The sequence below is a fragment of the Magnetococcales bacterium genome (assembly GCA_015228815.1).
Lineage (GTDB): Bacteria > Pseudomonadota > Magnetococcia > Magnetococcales > UBA8363 > UBA8363.
Genome location: JADGCV010000007.1, coordinates 21154 through 38616, shown reverse-complemented (window position 1 = coordinate 38616; position 17463 = coordinate 21154). Strand labels below are relative to the sequence as shown.

The following is a 17463-nucleotide window of genomic DNA, read 5'->3' as shown; positions in this document are numbered from 1 at the left end:
TGGGACCGATGGCGGAACATGTATGGTGTCCAAATTTTTTCCACAGCAATGATCCACAAGCGCGGCGACGGCGAAAAGACGGCAAAACCAAGGAGCAGAATGAATGAATTCCACCCCGTGTCTGACAGGACTCCTTCGTGGAGAATTATTGGACATTCTTGGCGAATGGGGCGAAAAACCCTATCGGACGAAACAGATCTGGTCGTGGATCCATGTCAAATGGGTTTCCGGCATCGATGGGATGACCGATCTGTCCATCGATTTTCGCAGGCGGCTGGGCGAGCGATTTTCGCTGTGCCGTCCCCGGGTCCGGTCGCGGCGCCTGTCACGGGACGGGACGATCAAGTGGTTGTTGGAATTGGCGGATGGCGCCTTCGTGGAAATGGTCTACATTCCGGAGTCCGACCGTGGAACCTTGTGTGTTTCCTCTCAGGTGGGTTGTTCTCTTTCCTGTCCTTTCTGTCACACCGGGACCAGGCCCTTGCAACGCAACCTTGGGGTGGCGGAGATCGTCGATCAGGTCATTCTGGCGCGCTCGGAACTTGCGGTTTCGGGGGGGCGGGTGACCAACGTGGTCCTCATGGGGATGGGTGAACCGTTGTACAATCACGAGGCTGTCTTCAAGGCGGTGCGGATCATGATGGATCCCAACGGCCTGGCCATCGGTTCCAGAAAGATCACCCTGTCCACCGCCGGGGTGGTGTCGCGATTGGCGACGGTGGGGCGGGAGCTTGGGGTCAATCTGGCGATTTCATTGCACGCGATTCAGGACGAGCTGCGAAACCGTCTGGTCCCCATCAATAAAAAATACAATCTGGCCTCCTTGCGCCAGGCAGTCCTGGAGTATCCCCTGAAGACGGGGCGGCGGATCACCTGGGAATACGTGATGCTTGCCGGGGTCAACGATGGCGATGAGGATGCCCGGGGATTGGTGCGATTTCTCAAAGGAATTCCCTCCAAGGTCAACCTGATCGCCTTCAATCCCTGGCCGGGAACCTCGTTCGTCCCCTCGTCCGCCGAAAGGATCCGCGAATTTCAGGACATCGTCGGCGGTTCGGGGTTGGTGACGGTGATTCGTGACCGGCGCGGCGCGGATATCGAAGCCGCCTGCGGGCAACTCGTCGGCATTCGGGAGGGGGGACAATGACGGATATGTCCAATGGCGTCCGGGGGGTGGCACTGTCCTGGTCGGTGGGGCATTACCACGGCTGGGGGGTCTATGGCTTGAATCTGGTCCTGGCGTTGCTCAGGCAGGGACTCCGTCCGCGACTCCTGCAAAAACCGGGCGCCATGGATCTGGATCCCCTTCAGGCACGGTTGTTGATTCCGGTACTGGAGGATTCGACCGATCTTCTTCGGGTGCGCCACCTCCATCCCCAGCGCATCATCCGGTCCGCCGATACCCTTCCCCTGATTCATTCCGATGGTCGCCTGACTTTTGATGACGTCCGGTTCGAAGGATTGCCTCCCGTCGGAATCACCTTCTTCGAAACGGCCCGTATCGAACCGGGGAACATCGAACAGGCACGGCACTGTCGCCGCATCATCGTCGGCTCGCGTTGGAACGAACGGGTATTGCGGGAAAAATACGGCCTCGACAATGTCCATTACGTCATGCAGGGGGTGGAAACCACGCAGTTTCACCCTTCCGGACGACGTGGCCTGCTCAAGGACCGTTTCGTCATCTTTTCCGGCGGCAAACTGGAGTTTCGCAAGGGACAGGATCTGGTGGTGGAGACCTTTCGCCGTTTTCATGCCAGGCATCCCGAGGCCTTTCTCCTGACGGCGTGGAGCAACCGTTGGGTCGATCCATCCAGCCGGTTCCCGGAACGTTGGATCGAGGGTTTTCCCGAGGAAGGGACGACGGGGTTGGAACGGTGGATGGGACAAAATCTGCCGGTCGGTTCCTTTCTCGATGTCGGACTCGTCGCCAATCCCCGGATGCCCGAGGTGTTGCGCGAGGTCGATGTCGCGTTGTTTCCCAATCGCTGCGAAGGGGGGACCAACCTGGTGGCCATGGAATGCATGGCGATGGCCATCCCGGTCATCCTGTCGGCCAATACGGGGCATCTGGATCTGGCCGACGAGGACCGTTGCCTGATTCTGCGGCAACAGTCCCCGGTGGTCTCTCCCGTTACCGGAGAATTCATGGAGGACTGGGGTGAATCGTCGGTCGAGGAGGCGGTCGCGGCACTGGAACGGGTCTTTGACGATACCGAGGGGGCGGCCCGTCGGGGTGGGGCGGGACACCGGTTCATGAACGATTTTCCCTGGAGCCGCCAGTGTGACCGCGTGATCGACCTTGCCGTCGGCATCTGAAGGGCCGTCTGGAGATGATTGTTCAACAGGTTCCAGCGTGGGTCGTCTGTTCCAGTTCGCGTTGCAACAGCTCGCGATCGAACCACCAGTCCTCCCCGACCATCACTTCCAGGCAGTGCATGACGATGGGGACGTAATGGGTGGGGTCGTCCAGGCGGGTGTTGGTGACCCATATCTTGAACGCCTCTTCGCCGACGATCCCTTTTTCCTCGCAAACACGATGAAACATCTGCTGCGCCTGTCCCAATGCCAGATCGCGATCGGGATGTTCGGGGGTGCGATGCTTGGCCATGAAGTGGGCCAACGCCGCAATCGGACCCGCAACCTCGTGCCGCGGACCCAGGGTGTTGAGCAGATGGAACAACGCCAGGACGCATTCGGAGGCGGGGGTTTCGGTCTTGAGGGCGACCCAAATTCGCTGGGCCAGGGCCTTGTAGATTTCGGTGTTCTTGAAACGTTGGGACATGGTCTTGAGTTGTTTGAAAACCTCCTCCCAGTTGCCTTCCTCGGCCCAACGCCGTACCCGTGCCACTTCGCCATCCCAGTCCGGACCGCCATGACGCGATCGGACCGTGGCGTTCTCTTCGGCGGGAGGCGGGACCGGTTGTTCAACGATGCGGATGCCGGGAAGGGATTGTCTCCCTGTTGCATGATCGGACATGGGATTTTAACCTTTGCCGTGAAGGGCGTGTCGGCCCGGTTGAATGGCGGGGGATGAATGCCACAAAATGCCAGAATAACCTGATTGATCGTTTTTTCAATGGATGATCTGGATCGGCCCGGGGCGATTGCTTTCATGGGACGGGTTGTTCCCGACTCGCCAGGCGAATGATGGGTTTCGGGCTGTTGGGCACTTTTGGCAACCCCAGAACTTCAACCAAATAACGCTTAAGGTCTTTCCACAAGGTATCGTAACAGGTCTCGAACCTCTGGATGACCGATTCGGCGAGGGCTTCCCGATCCAAAGTGGAAAGTTCGGGACGATTCCGCGCCGCGGCATGGTTGGCGAACTGTAGTTCCAGGTGTTTGAGGGATTTTGTCAATTGATCATAGTCGATCATCGCGTACCCATTCTCATGCGGACCGGCCAGGTGGCGCAGCGCAGCGGCGTCCGGAAAAAAAAGAAGGACAAGATGTCATGGCTCGATTATTGCGTTGGCGACATCCGGGGGGAGCCACCGCGTGAAGGTTGGATATGCGCAATCTGATGGTTTTCATAAGTTTGTTTTGGTTCATTCCATGGACGATCGGCGCCACGACCGTTGATTCGGCATTGGCGGAAGGGATGGTCCTTCCGATGATGGAACCCGTTCTTCCCGATCCCGAGACCGCGCCACCGCAACAACCACCCGTTGCGACCGTTCACGTCCGCTCCGAACACAACGACCAGGAGGCGCGTCTCATTCTTTCCTGGACGGAAACGGTCAATTTTACCAAACGTCTCAAAGGGCGGGAACTGGTGATGGTGTTCGAACGCCCCTTTCTCCCCCAGGGATTGGATGAGGCCATCCAGGGTCTGTTTGCCTGGCTGGGGGACGTCCGTTACGGTTATGACGCGCTGTTGTTGCGGGCCAGTCAGGCAGGAACGGGATTTCATGTGACCGCGAATGGCGCCGAGGTCGTCATTGTCATGACTCTGCCGCCGCCGACTCCGGAACTTCTCGAACAGCGGCGGATCGAGGATGCCCGCCTGCGGTTTCTCAAGGCCAAGACCATGGTTGCCAACCGGACGATGTATGGCGCCCGCATGCGCCTGCGCGATCTGGTCGCGGAGGAACCGAAAAATGTCGAATTTCTCGGAGAGTTGGGAACCCTGGAAGACCAGCTCGGACGGTGGCGTCAGGCCGTGGCCCTGTATGACCGGGGATTGTCCCAGGCCATCGGCGAACCAAACATTATCTTTGCCAAAGCGTTGTTGCATCACAATCATGGGCCCTATCTTCTGACAAGTGCCGCCCACAAACGTTCCAGCAAGGACGACGAACGCCAGGACAGTATGGATCTTGAACTCCTTCTGGTCGCCAGCAACGCCATGGAACTGGACATCAAGATGCGACGGGTCGATCTGGAAATCGACAATGTCACCGATGCCGACGGCTTGACCGCCGATCAGGTAGTCGAATGGTTGGCGGGAGAGGCGGAACTGTCCCTGAATTGGCCCAACGCCGATGTGACCCGTATCGGAGTGCTGGCGGGAGAGGATCAGGCAGGATTGACCCTGGCCCATGAATTTTATCACCCGACCGCCTTGACGACCGTGAAGGGCGACTGGCACCGCCCCTTCGGGGGGACCACCAATGGCCTGGTGGACAATGGTTGGCGTGACCGCATCGAAGTGGAACGGGAGGATACCTGGCATGGAAACCGGCTGCGCACCTCGTTGACCGGGGCGCTCAACCGCTATGGCCTGAGTCGGGAAGATCGGGCGGCGGAAAGCATACACATTCTGGGCAGTGTGCGTCATGCTTTTCTCAGCCGCAACAATCTTGAATTATCCTATAGTCTCGACAAGGAAATGGTGCAGCATCAGGAATATCGCATCAATGCCCTGGGCGCCGAATATGCCTTGTTTCCCATCACTGAAAAGGAAAATCATCTTCTCAGCGCCGCATGGTTCGACATGTGGAGCGATTACCTGACCTACAGTTCGATCGCGGGATATTCTTATGACCGAGAAACCGATCAATATGGCCCCTCCATGGCGTTTTCGATGATCTATGAGCCTCTGGCCGACCTGAAAACGGCACTGAGTTTGCAAAGAGCCTATTCAAGACAACTGGGGGATTGGGTTACGACCGATCAACTGGACTATTCACTCAAATTTCTGTTCTGAGTTCCGACATCTCTATGAATAAACATTTGCGTTTGTTTTCTGGATCGTCCCAATTCTGGATGAAAACAGGGGCTGCGTTGGCTGGATTGGTTCTTTTCGGCTGTGCCATGGGGGTCAACCGGACCTACGTCCATCAGGACCTCAGGGAGGGTGATCCGCTGATCGTGGCGGTGCTGCCGTTCGAAAATTTGAGCAACAGCCCGACCGCCGGATTGTCGGTGTCACAGTTGTTTGCGACGGAATTGATGGCGAACCAGGGATTTTGCGTCCTTGAAGAGAGCGAAATGCGGCGGCAACTGATCGGCCTGAAGGTGGATATGGACCGTCTGGCGGACATCACCATCGCCCGTGACGTGGGGCGGGGATTGTTCGTGGATGCCGTCCTTGGAGGGAGCGTTTCCGAGTTTTCCTACCAACACGGGTTGCGCGAGGAACCGGCGGTCGGGTTCAACATGCAACTGGTGCGCATCGAGGATGGGGTGGTGCTGTGGCGGGCGAGCCAATCCTTGATGGGCTCGGGATTCCTGAGTCGGGAGAGCATCTATTATACCGCGCAGAAGGCTGTTCACGATACCGTGTCCCAGGCATCGGAACTCTGGACCGATCTGGACCGGCTGGCGATGTTCGGTATCACCCAGAGCGATTTGCCGACCGAACCCGGTTCGGTGGCGGTTGCACGACCGGGTGGGGAAGTCAAAACGTATGCCGATCGGGTACGTCAAGAATTTGTCTTTCCCGAGGGACCTCCCGATCCGGAGGAACTGTGGATGAACCAGCAATCGCGACAGTGCGCCACCCTGTTCAAGAAACGCGCCCTGGCGATGAAAAAGGCGGATGAGGTCAACAAAGCCCGGGAACGGGAGGCCAAGGCGCGGGAGGAGGCGGAAAAAATGGCGGCACGGCAGAAGGATGCGGGAAACAAGGTCGATGGCAAACGGGTCGAGGATGACCTTCTGGAAATGCAACTGCCGCCCAAATAAATGACGAGCGAACGATCGTTGAAAAACCTATTGAAGCACAAACAGGGACAATCCAGGAAAAATCCCGCCATTGCCGATCCCCCCGGGAAAAAGGGCGGAGACGACGAACCGGTACTTCCCCACCTTGCCGGACGCAAGACCTTGTTTTTGCTTGGAATCCGTGCCTCGGCCTGGGCGGAGTTGCTCTTGTTTTTCGGCGGGTTCATGGCGTTCGATCTGACGATGGGTGGGGGAGATCGTTTTTCGGAGGTCTGTCCCCATCCGTTCTGGATCGCGGTGGTGCTCATGAGTGTGCAGTATGGCACCAGTCATGGGCTGCTCGCGGTATTTTTCTCCAGCATCCTCGTGCTCTCCGGCGGTCTGCCCGAGGCACGGTATGGCCAGGATGCTTTTGAACAATTGTATGAACTGTCGATTCAACCCCTGTCCTGGGCGGTTGGCGCGGTGCTTCTGGGGTTGTTGCAGGATCGGCACCGCAGTGAGCGCAGCACCTTGTGGAAGGCGATGGCCGCCGCCGAAAAACGGGGCCAGGCAATCACCAAGGCCTACCAACAGGTCAGCAAGGCCAAGGAACGCCTGGAAATTCAGGTCGCCGGACAACTCAAGACCGTCATCTCCTCCTTCAAGGCAGCCAAGGAGTTGGAAAACGAAGATCCGGCGATGGTCCTTTCCGGCGCCCGCGACATGATCCGTTCCGTGATCAGTCCCGAGAAGTTTTCCATCTACACCCTTGAAGACCGGAATCTGGTGGCCATGGTCAAATCGGGATGGAAGGAGGATGATCCTTTCAAGGAATCCTTTTCTTCACGGGATCCGTTGTTTCAGGCGATCGTGGCGGAGAAACGTTTTCTCATGGTCAACAACTCCAAGGAGCGGGAGATCCTCGATGACCAGGGGGTGCTGGCGGGTCCCCTGTTGCATCGGGAAACCGGAGACATCGGCGGGATGATCAAGATTGAACATCTGGGGTTCATGGAGTTCAATGTCACTTCCATCGAAAACTTCAAGGCCTTGTGCGAATGGGCCGGGGCTTCCTATGGTCTGGCGCTGCGTTTGCGGGCGGCGCGGGCGGACAGCGTGATCAATCAGGACAGCAGCCTGTTTTCCTACGGATTTTTTCCCCGTCAGGTGGCTTTGATGACAAATCTGGGGCGGAGACTCGACTTCGAGGTCAGCCTGATGATTGTCCGCCTGGAAAATCCGGATGATTTGAAACAGGATGAGCAACGGATGATTCCCGGTCTGATCGGCAAGGCGACGAGCGTCGTCATGCGCAATACCGACATGGCCTTCGACTACGAAACGCCAGGGTTCGAATTTGCCCTGCTTCTGCCGGCGACCCCGGCGGAAAACATGAAATTCGTCCTGAAAAAATTCGATCAGGCCCTGGCGGAACATGTCCTTGCGACGGTACCCCGGGCACGGTTCACCATTGCGACCCAGACCTTGCACAAGGCAAAAAAACAGGGACAGGATGGAGGGGCATGACCGCGACGGACCTTTCCATGGATGCGGAGTCTCTGGAGGAAGATCCCGGCCAGAAGCGTGATCTTTCCTGCGCCATGGGTTTTTTGTTTTTGTCCTTGCTGGTGTTTTTGCTGGAGATGGCCCTTCTTTGGGGAATGTTCTGGGAGTTTGGCCTGGATCCCTTGAAGATTCCGGTACATCTGATGGGATTGCATGCCCTTTTGGTCTCGTTGCTTGTTCTTTGGGCTTGGCGGCGGGATCGCGAGAGCGACACTCCCTGTCTCAATGGTTTTTTCTATCTTCTTCCAGTGGCTGTCGGCACGATGGGGTTCGTGGGCATACTGGGGGTATTGCTGGCGCTGGGATTGTTTCTGGAATATCGCAAGACGGCGACCTCGTTCGAGGAATGGTATGCCAGCCTTTTTCCCGCCGACTCCATCAATGCCGCGATGGAACTCATGTCCCGCCTTGAACACCAGGGGGAAGGGGCCAATGCCGCCTTGACGCCGTTCATGGACATCCTTTCCTACGGCAGCCGCGAGCAGAAACAAACCATGATCGCCCGAATGACACGCCAGTTCAAACCGGCCTTCGCCCCGGTCCTGCGGGAGGCGGTCAACAATCCCGACAATTCGGTTCGGGTGCAGGCAGCCACGGCCATTTCCCATGTGGAAAACAGGTTCATGAAGGATGCCATGCACCTGGAACGCGAACGCGAAAAACATCCCCGTGACTGGAATGTCCTGTCGAAGGTGGCGCGGCATTATGACGACTTTGCCTTTACCGGACTGCTGGACGCGATTCGCGAGGGGGAAAACCGCCGCAAGGCCATCGCCAGTTATCGTGAATGCCTGACGTTGCGCCCGGATGATCTGGGGATTGCCACGGCCCTGGGGCGGACGCTGGTCCGTTCCGGAGCCCTTCCCGAGGCCGCCGATTTTTTTGCCTCCGTTCTGGACCGGGGTCAGGTTTCCCACCAGTTGGTCACATGGGCGATGGAAACCTTGTACAAACTAAACCGCTTCGACGAACTGAACCGGCTGGCGGAACGGTATTACCTTCTGTTTTCCGGAAATGAGGAACATCTGGACAGAATCAGGGAAACGGTCGATCTGTGGTCGGGACGATATACGGGCGATGGTTTGCACAAGGTTGAAATTTTCGAGTTCATCAGCATCGCCGAGCGGTCGGCCCTGGCCCGGAATGCGCGGATTATCGAATTCACGGAAGGGGAATACATCGTTCATCAAGGGGATACCGATCATACAATGTTTGTCATCCTGTCCGGAATGGTGGTGGTGGTCCTCGATGATCCCGAGAAGGGGGCGGTGGAACTTGCCCGTCTGGGCGAGGGACAGTATTTCGGGGAAATGTCGTTGCTGACCGGGGCGAAGCGGGCCACCAACGTCCTGGCGCTGACCGGGAAATGCCGACTCATGAAACTGTCGCGTGACCATATCGTTCCGATCATTCGTGGCAAGGAAGACATCCTCGATGCCCTGGCCCGGGACATCGCCAACCGACAACTGAAGCTCGAAGCGTCCGCGAAGACCTTGTTTTTCGAAGTCGATCCCGTGGCACTGAACCAAAGGGCTGCGCGGATCCGTGACCAGATCGATGTCCATCTGGCGACGCCATGAACGGGTTGCCACGGACATCTTTTCCCTGGACCGGGAAAATACTCGGGGGCCTCGGCAAGAAAAAGGTGGCGACCACCCCATCCGCCGACATCTGCCTGATCGTCGAAGGGACCTATCCCTATGTGGCGGGCGGGGTCTCCGGATGGGTACACGAGTTGATCAAAAGTCTGCCCGAATTCAGTTTTCATCTTTTGGCCCTTCTTGCTCCCAATCAAAAATTGCAAACGCGGTATGACCTTCCGAAAAATGTCTCGGGCATCACGCATCTTTTCCTCGCCCCTCCCCGTGGTGGATTGGGACGCGGAAAATCCGTGTCTTCCTTGTTTGCCGACCTGGAGCCTGGATTGGCAGGCTTTCAGGAGGAGGGCGGGATTGAACCATTGCGGCGCATCGTTGCCACCCTGGCCCCCTTTCGCCGGGAGTTGGCGCCGGGATGGTTGCTCAACTCAAGACCGGGGTGGGATTTGCTGTTGCGGTTGTACGACCGGCTGTTGCCGGGGGGGCCGTTTCTCGATTTTTTCTGGACGTGGCGTTATCTGTCGGGAAATCTGTTCACGATCCTTCTGCGGGATCTTCCGCGGGCGCGGGTCTATCATGCGGTATCGACCGGTTATGCCGGCCTGTGTCTTGCCCGGGCCCGCATGGAGACCGGACGTCCGGTCATCGTCTGCGAACATGGCATCTACACCAACGAACGCCGCATCGAAATCACCATGGCCGAATGGCTTTACGAGGATCCGAACGCCGGCCTGCAACTGGATCATGGCAAGAGCGATTGCCGCAAGTTGTGGATCCATGCGTTTCAGGCCTATTCCCTGGCCTGTTACCAGGCCTGCGAGGAAATCATCACCATCTACGGCGGCAACCAGGATTTCCAGAAGGCCGACGGCGCCGATCCTTCCCGGATGCGGGTGATTCCCAACGGCATCGACTGGCGCCGTTTCGAAAACCTGGTTTCCGACAAGGGGACCCGTCCACCCACGATCGCCCTGATCGGTCGGGTCGTTCCCATCAAGGACATCAAGGGGTTCATCCAGGCATGCGCCATTTTGCGCCAGTCGGTGCCCAACGCCCGCGCCATGATCATGGGACCGACCGAGGAGGATGAAGACTATTACGAGGAATGCCTGGGATTGGTGCATCATTTTCATCTTCAGGAGATGATCGAATTTACCGGACGGGTCAATCTGGTGGACTATCTGGGACGAATCGATGTCCTGGTCCTGACCAGCATCAGCGAGGGACAACCCCTGGTGATTCTGGAGGCGGGAGCGGCCGGGGTGCCAACCGTTGCCACCGATGTCGGGGCGTGCCGGGAGATGATCCTTGGAATGCCCGACGAGGATCCTCCCCTGGGACCGGCCGGAGCGGTGACCCGGGTATCGAGTCCTTCGGAAACCGCCCACGAACTGGTGCGCCTCCTCACCCAGCCCGCCTGGTGGCGCCAGTGTTCCCAGGCCATCCGCCAGCGGGTGAAAAAGTATTACGATCAGGGAACGTTGACACAGACCTACCGCGAACTCTACACCCGGTTGTGTCACCTTCCCTCCGATTCCGAACCGGTGCGGGAGTAGGACCATGGCGGGTATCGGTTTTGTCTTGCGCAATCTGACGACCAGGGACAACCTGATCGGCCTTCTGAGCGGATTCGGCTATTCGGCGCTGGTGGCTACCGGTCCCTGGTTGTTCACGATTCTCGCCTTGACCGGAATACTTTCCCTGGGTTCCTACTTTACCACTTTTGAACAGCAGATTTCCTTTCGTATCGCCGTCATCTATAATTTTTCCTTTTCCCTGGTGATTTCCGGTCCCATCATCATGGTAGTCACCCGTTATGTCTCGGATCTTATTTTCCTCAAGGAGGTGTGGAAGGCCCCCGGTACCCTTCTGGGAGGGTTGATGCTGATCTATGCGGTTCAGTTTCCCCTGGCGTTTTATTTTTATTTTTTCCATGTCGAACTGGAGTTCATGACCGCCGTCAGCGCCTTCATCAACTATTTTCTGATCAACGGCATTTGGCTGGTGACCATTTTTGTGACCGCCTTGAAAGATTACAAGATGGTCATCCGGGTCTTTTTCCTGGGAATGATGCTGGGGGCAGTGGCCAACCCGTTTCTGGCCAGGGATCTTGGGGTGGTGGGCATGTTTTTCGGTTTCAATGCCGGCCTGGCGATCATCTTCTTCGGCATCATTGCCCGGGTTTTTGCCGAATATCCCTATGAGGCGAAGGATTTTTTCGGTTTTCTGGGATATTTCAGGCGTTATTGGGATCTGGCGCTGGTCGGATTGACGTTTAATCTGGCCGCATGGGCCGATAAATGGATCATGTGGTTTTCCCCCGAGCGGGAAACGGTGGCGGGGGGATTCCATTCCTATCCCAATTATGACAGCGCCATGTTTCTGGCCTATCTGTCCATCGTCCCCTCCATGGCCTCCTTCGTTTTGAGCATGGAGACCCGATTCTACGAACACTATCTTAAATTCTACCGCGATATTCAACAACATGTCGATTTCGCCACTATTTGCAAAAATCATCGGGAGCTGATTCAGGCGGTTCATGTGAGCGGACGCAATTTTTTGATTCTTCAGGGTGGGGTCAGCCTTTTGGCCATCCTCCTCGCGCCAAACATGTTCGAATGGTTCAACATCAACTTTAAACAGATGGGAATGTATCGCCTGGGAGTGTTGGGGGCATTTTATCACGTTTCCATTCTATTTCTGAACATTCTTCTTTCCTACTTCGACTGCCGTCGCAAGGCGTTGCAGGTCAGCTTCCTGTTCCTGATCTCCAATACCGTATTGACAACCATCTCCATGAATCAAGGATTTTCCTATTATGGATTTGGATATTTCGGCGCCTGTCTCTTGACCTTCATGGTCGCGGTCATCATCACCTTTCGCCATATCCTCGATCTTCCCTACCATACCTTCATCACCCAGAACGAATCGGTGAAGGGGTAATTCCGGTCGGCTGGGCGTGTGACGGCACCCCTTCGGAAGCCCAGGCATGAATTTCGGGACGTATTGACATTCATTCAAACAAGTGTAGATTGACGTGCTTCGGACAATTATGAATGAACGTGTATTTATGTTCGGGACTCCGGGCCATGATCGTGGATGCGGCCCGTCTCGGGTATTTCAGGAGCAAATATGATGAAAATATACGAAAAAATAAACGAATCGGTCGGACTGAAAGTCATGTTGATGGCGGGCCTTGTCGGCATGGTCAGTCTGCTGGGAGTTGGCGTTTTTTTTCGTGCCTATCTGAAAGACAGCTTGATTCTCCAAAACGAAGATCATATGCGGCAGGTGGCCACGACCGCCAGTCGCGGTCTGCAAGCGATCATGTTGGCGGGATCGGCGGAGATTGCCCGAGGATATTCGGACAATCTTAAACAGGTCGAAGGATTGGAACGGTTTCGCATTCTCAAGATTTCCGGCGAAGAGGCCTTCAGACATGAAGGTGAAGGACAGGCACGCCAGGATCCCCAGATCGGACAACATTTGCCTCGGGTCATTCAGAGTCAGGAAACTGTTTCCTTTATCGAAACCGGGAAAGACGGCCAGCGTGTGCAAACCTTTCTGGCACCGTTGCTCAACCGTGAGGCATGCCATCAATGTCATGGAAGCGATCATGCGGTGCGGGGGATTTTCCAGTTGACCATTTCACTGGCGCCGGTGGATCGACGGGTGGCGATGGCGGATTGGTCGATTCTCATCGGCATGGTCGGGGTTATCGGCGCCTTTCTTTTGTTGATCGGCTGGATTTTGCAGCGCTGGGTTGGCGATCCTTTGACGGAGGTATCCAAGGTCATCCATGTCATTGCCGAAGGGGACATGAGCCAAACGGTAGACGTTCCCGCCGGGACACTGGATGAGGTGGGGCGAATCAGACGCGATATCAAAGTGATGGCCCATCGTCTCGCCACACTGGCCCGGATGCAGGTTTTGCAGTTGCATTCCATGGGGGCCGCCATGAGTGAACTGGTCGCGGCCAAGGACGGGTTGACCTTCGACTCACAAGCGAATTACCGACTGGCCGAGGATATTATCCGCGAACATGTTCAGGTCGGGAAAAACGTCGTTCACATACGACATCTTTCCACCGATACCACCACCCATGTCGAGGCGGTCCGACAGGCGACTCAGGAACTTTCGTCCAACATGGTCAACATTGCCGCCGGGGCGGAACAGGCGTCGCACAATGTTTCCACCATGGCCTCCGCTGCCGAACAGATGAGTTCCAACATCAGTGGCGTCAACGGCAACCTTCAGGCGGTCGATGATTCAGTGCAACGAGTAGTGACCGATATTGGTCAGATGCACCACTCGCTGAACGAGGTCCGAGAAAGGTGTCAAACCGCCAGTGAAAAATCCAATGAGGCCATCCAGCAATCGCATCAGGTGGCGGGAGTGATGGAGGCGTTGTCCGTAGCTGCCCAGGAAATCGGCAAGGTCATTGGCGTCATCAACAACATTTCCCGCCAGACCGGCATGTTGGCCCTAAACGCCGCCATCGAGGCGGCCGGAGCCGGTGAAGTGGGCAAAGGTTTTGCCGTGGTGGCGGACGAGGTCAAGGACCTGGCCCGGAAGACCGGTGATGCCACCCGGATGATTTCCAGGCAGATCGATGGCATCCAGATGCGGATTCGCGAGGCGAACGCCGCCACCATCACCAATGGCGACATCATTGGCGCCATCAATCGAGCCAACGAAGAAATCACCCAAAGTGTGCATGAACAGACCGCCACCATGAACAGCATTGCCCGGTCCATGAAGAATGTCGCCGATGCCACTGCCGAGGTGGTCCGCAGCGCCCGGGAGATGGAAGTGGCGGCGCAAGAGGTGGCACGCGCCTCGGCGGAGGCGGCCAACAGCACCAATGCCATCGCCGATGGTTCGGCCAAGGCCTCCCATTCCGCCGAGGATGTCGTGCGCCGCAATCTGGAAATACAGAACATGTCGCGGCAGGTGGCGGAATCGGTCCTCGACGTTGGCCGGGCGCTTCAGGAATCCGATGAAAAACTGCAACAATCCCTTGGCAACCTCGACCTGATCGGCGGCACCATTCATCATGTGGCGCTCTTGATCGATGACATGGCCATTCCCGGCAGAAAACTTGAAGAATCTTCGCGGAATATCATGCTGACTCCCGAACCGTTCGATGTGAAACTGATCAAAACTGCCCATCTCAAATGGTTGGGCCGCATGGAAATGGTCATTCGCGGTCGGTCCTCCCTGACTGCCGACCAGGTGGCCAGCGGTCATGAATGCGATTTTGGCAAGTGGTACGATACCCAGGGAACGGCGCGTTTCGGCGCCATGGAAATATTCAAGAAGGTGGGCGAAGAACACATGTTGGTGCATGAAGTGGCGCGGGCGGCGGTTCGATTCGCCAACGAGGGGCAATTCAAGCAGGCGATGGCGGAGATGGAACGGTTCACACAGGTCAAGAATGCCCTGTTCGAACTCCTGGACACCCTGTATCTGGAGGCAGTCGGCATCGTGCAACAATAGCTCCCGCATTCGGTACCGATTTCCGTGGACGACTTTGCCGGAATGAGGGACAATTCCGGGCATGGAATTAAACTTTTCGCTTGACCAGATCGTTCCCTTTTCTCCTGAATTGGCCATCCATCGGGGGAAATCATGGACGTCATGGCCGAACGAAGCGAAAGGACGAAGAGACCAGGATGAAACGGCGCCGTCTGATCAGCTTTGACTGGGCTTTGAAGCGATTGTTACGCAGCAAGGCCAATTTTGATATTCTGGAAGGATTCCTGAGTGAATTGCTCAGGACGGATGTCCGGATCGTCGAGATCCTGGAGAGCGAAAGCAACAAGGAGGACCCACTCGATAAGTACAACCGCGTGGATATGAAGGTCAAGGACAACCGGGGGGAGTTGATCTTGATTGAACTGCAATACGAACGGGAATACGATTATCTTCAGCGTCTTATTTTTGGTGCGGCCAGGAGCATCACGGAACATGTGAACGCCGGAGATCCTTATTCCAAGGTTCCGAAGCTGATTTCCATCAGTATTTTGTATTTTGATCTTGGTCAGGGTGATGACTATATCTATCATGGCACTACATCATTCATGGGTCTGCATACGCATGATGAACTGCAACTCAACGAAGGGCAAAAAGATCTGTTTCACCGGCAAAGCGTTCATGAGATTTTTCCCGAGTTCTATCTGATCAAGGTCAACCGTTTCGACGAGGTGGCGCGTAATACGTTGGATGAGTGGATCTACTTTCTCAAGACCGGTGATATTCGAGAAAACTTTACCGCGCGTGGTTTGTCCAAGGCCAAGGAATTGCTGGATGTTCTGAACCTTCCGGAAGCGGAACGCCTGGCCTACGAACGCTATCAGGATGATTTGCATTTCCAGGCCAGTATGGTGGAATCCACCTGGGAGGCTGGCAAGCTGGAAGGACAAAAGAAAGGAATTCAAATTGGCGAGGAACGAGGTAAGCTATTGGAAAGAAAGGAAATATTTCTTGATTTGCTGCAAGAACGTTTTGCACCGGTTCCGGATTTTGTCTATTCCAGGTTGACCGGGGCGGATCTGGAGACGTTGAAAAGGTGGTGCAGGAAAATTCCCGATGCTGACAAAATAGAGGATATTTTCAGTTGATGGAAGACTCCTGCCGCATACGATTGGTGATCCGCAAAAGAGTGCGAAGGATGTTGTGATCGGGGAAGGAAACGGTTATGTTGGAATCGTGGCAGGCTTCCTGCCGTTTCGGTCCAGTCATGCCGACGCGGGACATTGGTCGGATATTTGTTGTTTTCTCGATCCTTGGATGATGGAGACGAGCATGAAAAAGTGGAAATGCAGTGTGTGCGACCATATTCATGAAGGTGATGCACCGCCCAAGAGGTGCCCGGTTTGCGGAGAAGGGCCGGAAGCGTTTGAAAAGATATAACCTTCGGGCCGAGGCAGAATCCGCCGCCCTTGTGCCCTTGTAACCGATAAACAGGGCGGCGGATCATTCGTGATCCTGATGTTCTTCCGGAGACAAGGCCCATTGGATTTCTTGCAACACCTGGGGGTCCTTTTCCGTCCGTGCCATGGCGCTCAAGGATTCCAGAATGCAAGGGGATAGGCTGTCTCCTTTGGATCCTTGGGCGATCCGGGACAAACCCCAGACCGCGGCTCCGCGGATCAATGGCTCCGGTTCTTTGAGAAGGGGCGACAAGCCGGTCAGCGCCGCATGTGTGCCCCAGTTGCCCAGGGCAATCGCCAGATTGCGCATGAAGCGGGTCCGTCCGATTCTTCTGATACTTGTACCGGCAAACAGGCGACGAAAAGAGGCCTCGTCCAGGTGTGCCCATTCCAATAACGAAGATCCAGTCAGGGCAGGTCGGGGACGGAAACAGGGTTCGCGAACGGGGGTGGCGAAGCGATTCCACGGACAGACGTTCAGACAATCGTCGCATCCGGCGATCCGGTTGCCCATGGCGCGGCGGCAATCGCGGGGGATGGGGTCCCGCGATTCGATGGTCAGGTAGGCGATGCACCGACGGGCATCCATTCCCCAAAAACCATCCAGGGCCCCGGTCGGGCAGGCGGTGCAACAGCGGTCACAGCGCCCGCAATGCGCGGTGGCGGGGGGGTCGGGGGGAAGATCCAGGGGGAGGAAATATTCTCCGAGAAACAGCCAGCACCCCCATTGTCGCGAGACCAGCAGGGTGTTTTTCCCCTGCCAACCCAGACCCGATGCCATGGCCAACGGTTTTTCCATGACCGGCGCGGTATCGACGAACACCCGTCCCGACAGGGGATGTCCCGAGGTGTGTTCCAGCCACTGTTCCAGGTCCCGCAGGCGTTGTTTGAGCACCTGATGGTAATCATCGATGCGGCAGGAGGCGGAAATCCGCGGGCGATGGGGTGCGGTCTCAAGGTCGGTCGATGGGGTGGCGGGACGGTAATTCACTCCCAGGGTCATCACGACTCCGGTGCCTGGTACCAATTGTCCCGGATCAAGACGCCGTTCCAGATTCGATTCCATCCAGGTCATGGAACCGTGGTGTCCCGAGGCAATCCACTGACGCAGATGGTCGGTCCCCGGTGGCGGGATTGGCGCGGCGAAACCAACGACATCGAACCCCAGGGACAGCGCCTGGGTGCGCAAGGACTCTTTCAGTTTGCTCCAGGGATTGTTACCATGTTTTTCGTGATTCTCTTTGGACATTTGTGATTCCGTTGGATCTTCA

Annotated in this window: 13 protein-coding genes; 10 read left to right on the top strand and 3 right to left on the bottom strand. The window is 56.5% G+C overall.

Annotated features, from left to right (window positions below; genetic code table 11):
• Positions 1 to 103: 103 nt before the first annotated feature.
• Positions 104 to 1147, top strand: coding sequence for a 23S rRNA (adenine(2503)-C(2))-methyltransferase RlmN (gene rlmN / locus HQL76_04265; protein MBF0108372.1), 1044 nt, complete (start codon positions 104 to 106; stop codon positions 1145 to 1147).
• Complete coding sequence (locus tag HQL76_04260; GenBank protein ID MBF0108371.1) at positions 1144 to 2319, top strand: glycosyltransferase family 4 protein; 1176 nt, start codon at positions 1144 to 1146, stop codon at positions 2317 to 2319. The genes rlmN and HQL76_04260 overlap by 4 nt, the downstream gene beginning before the upstream one ends.
• A gap of 22 nt (positions 2320 to 2341) precedes the next feature.
• Here HQL76_04260 and HQL76_04255 read toward each other — a convergent pair whose 3' ends face one another.
• Together HQL76_04255 and HQL76_04250 are read right to left on the bottom strand one after the other, a co-directional pair.
• Entirely contained in the window at positions 2342 to 2980 is a 639-nt protein-coding gene (locus tag HQL76_04255; protein ID MBF0108370.1) for a hypothetical protein, read from the bottom strand.
• Positions 2981 to 3113: 133 nt separating this feature from the next.
• Entirely contained in the window at positions 3114 to 3380 is a 267-nt protein-coding gene (locus HQL76_04250) for a nucleotidyltransferase substrate binding protein (protein MBF0108369.1), read from the bottom strand.
• A 146-nt stretch (positions 3381 to 3526) separates the two neighbouring features.
• Here HQL76_04250 and HQL76_04245 point away from each other — a divergent pair, with 146 nt between their 5' ends.
• From HQL76_04245 to HQL76_04210, 8 genes are all read left to right on the top strand, one after another.
• Positions 3527 to 5152, top strand: a complete 1626-nt coding sequence (locus tag HQL76_04245; GenBank protein ID MBF0108368.1) for a hypothetical protein — start codon at positions 3527 to 3529, stop codon at positions 5150 to 5152.
• Positions 5153 to 5211: 59 nt separating this feature from the next.
• Positions 5212 to 6132 carry a hypothetical protein gene (locus tag HQL76_04240; protein ID MBF0108367.1) on the top strand — a complete coding sequence of 307 codons (921 nt, stop codon included), beginning with the start codon at positions 5212 to 5214 and terminating at the stop codon, positions 6130 to 6132.
• Positions 6133 to 6150: 18 nt separating this feature from the next.
• The gene (locus HQL76_04235; protein ID MBF0108366.1) at positions 6151 to 7620 is read left to right on the top strand and encodes a GAF domain-containing protein; all 1470 of its coding nucleotides are present in this window, start codon (positions 6151 to 6153) and stop codon (positions 7618 to 7620) included.
• Positions 7617 to 9239, top strand: a complete 1623-nt coding sequence (locus HQL76_04230) for a cyclic nucleotide-binding domain-containing protein (protein ID MBF0108365.1) — start codon at positions 7617 to 7619, stop codon at positions 9237 to 9239. The genes HQL76_04235 and HQL76_04230 overlap by 4 nt, the downstream gene beginning before the upstream one ends.
• Positions 9236 to 10813, top strand: a complete 1578-nt coding sequence (gene pelF, locus HQL76_04225; protein MBF0108364.1) for a GT4 family glycosyltransferase PelF — start codon at positions 9236 to 9238, stop codon at positions 10811 to 10813. The genes HQL76_04230 and pelF overlap by 4 nt, the downstream gene beginning before the upstream one ends.
• A 4-nt stretch (positions 10814 to 10817) precedes the next feature.
• Complete coding sequence (gene pelG, locus HQL76_04220; protein MBF0108363.1) at positions 10818 to 12200, top strand: exopolysaccharide Pel transporter PelG; 1383 nt, start codon at positions 10818 to 10820, stop codon at positions 12198 to 12200.
• 189 nt (positions 12201 to 12389) lie between these two features.
• Positions 12390 to 14756, top strand: a complete 2367-nt coding sequence (locus HQL76_04215) for a CZB domain-containing protein (protein ID MBF0108362.1) — start codon at positions 12390 to 12392, stop codon at positions 14754 to 14756.
• Between the two features lie 176 nt (positions 14757 to 14932).
• Entirely contained in the window at positions 14933 to 15880 is a 948-nt protein-coding gene (locus HQL76_04210) for an Rpn family recombination-promoting nuclease/putative transposase (GenBank protein MBF0108361.1), read from the top strand.
• Positions 15881 to 16235: 355 nt separating this feature from the next.
• Here HQL76_04210 and queG read toward each other — a convergent pair whose 3' ends face one another.
• Positions 16236 to 17441, bottom strand: coding sequence for a tRNA epoxyqueuosine(34) reductase QueG (gene queG / locus HQL76_04205; GenBank protein ID MBF0108360.1), 1206 nt, complete (start codon positions 17439 to 17441; stop codon positions 16236 to 16238).
• Positions 17442 to 17463 lie beyond the last annotated feature (22 nt).

What these genes read in the sequence shown, in the direction of transcription:
- HQL76_04210 (MBF0108361.1), top strand. Translation starts at nt 14,933, where the DNA reads ATGAAACGGCGCCGTCTGATCAGCTTTGACTGGGCTTTGAAGCGATTG.
- HQL76_04245 (MBF0108368.1), top strand. Translation starts at nt 3,527, where the DNA reads ATGGTTTTCATAAGTTTGTTTTGGTTCATTCCATGGACGATCGGCGCC.
- pelG (MBF0108363.1), top strand. Translation starts at nt 10,818, where the DNA reads ATGGCGGGTATCGGTTTTGTCTTGCGCAATCTGACGACCAGGGACAAC.
- HQL76_04255 (MBF0108370.1), bottom strand. Translation starts at nt 2,980, where the DNA reads ATGTCCGATCATGCAACAGGGAGACAATCCCTTCCCGGCATCCGCATC.
- rlmN (MBF0108372.1), top strand. Translation starts at nt 104, where the DNA reads ATGAATTCCACCCCGTGTCTGACAGGACTCCTTCGTGGAGAATTATTG.
- HQL76_04250 (MBF0108369.1), bottom strand. Translation starts at nt 3,380, where the DNA reads ATGATCGACTATGATCAATTGACAAAATCCCTCAAACACCTGGAACTA.
- pelF (MBF0108364.1), top strand. Translation starts at nt 9,236, where the DNA reads ATGAACGGGTTGCCACGGACATCTTTTCCCTGGACCGGGAAAATACTC.
- queG (MBF0108360.1), bottom strand. Translation starts at nt 17,441, where the DNA reads ATGTCCAAAGAGAATCACGAAAAACATGGTAACAATCCCTGGAGCAAA.
- HQL76_04215 (MBF0108362.1), top strand. Translation starts at nt 12,390, where the DNA reads ATGATGAAAATATACGAAAAAATAAACGAATCGGTCGGACTGAAAGTC.
- HQL76_04230 (MBF0108365.1), top strand. Translation starts at nt 7,617, where the DNA reads ATGACCGCGACGGACCTTTCCATGGATGCGGAGTCTCTGGAGGAAGAT.
- HQL76_04260 (MBF0108371.1), top strand. Translation starts at nt 1,144, where the DNA reads ATGACGGATATGTCCAATGGCGTCCGGGGGGTGGCACTGTCCTGGTCG.
- HQL76_04240 (MBF0108367.1), top strand. Translation starts at nt 5,212, where the DNA reads ATGAAAACAGGGGCTGCGTTGGCTGGATTGGTTCTTTTCGGCTGTGCC.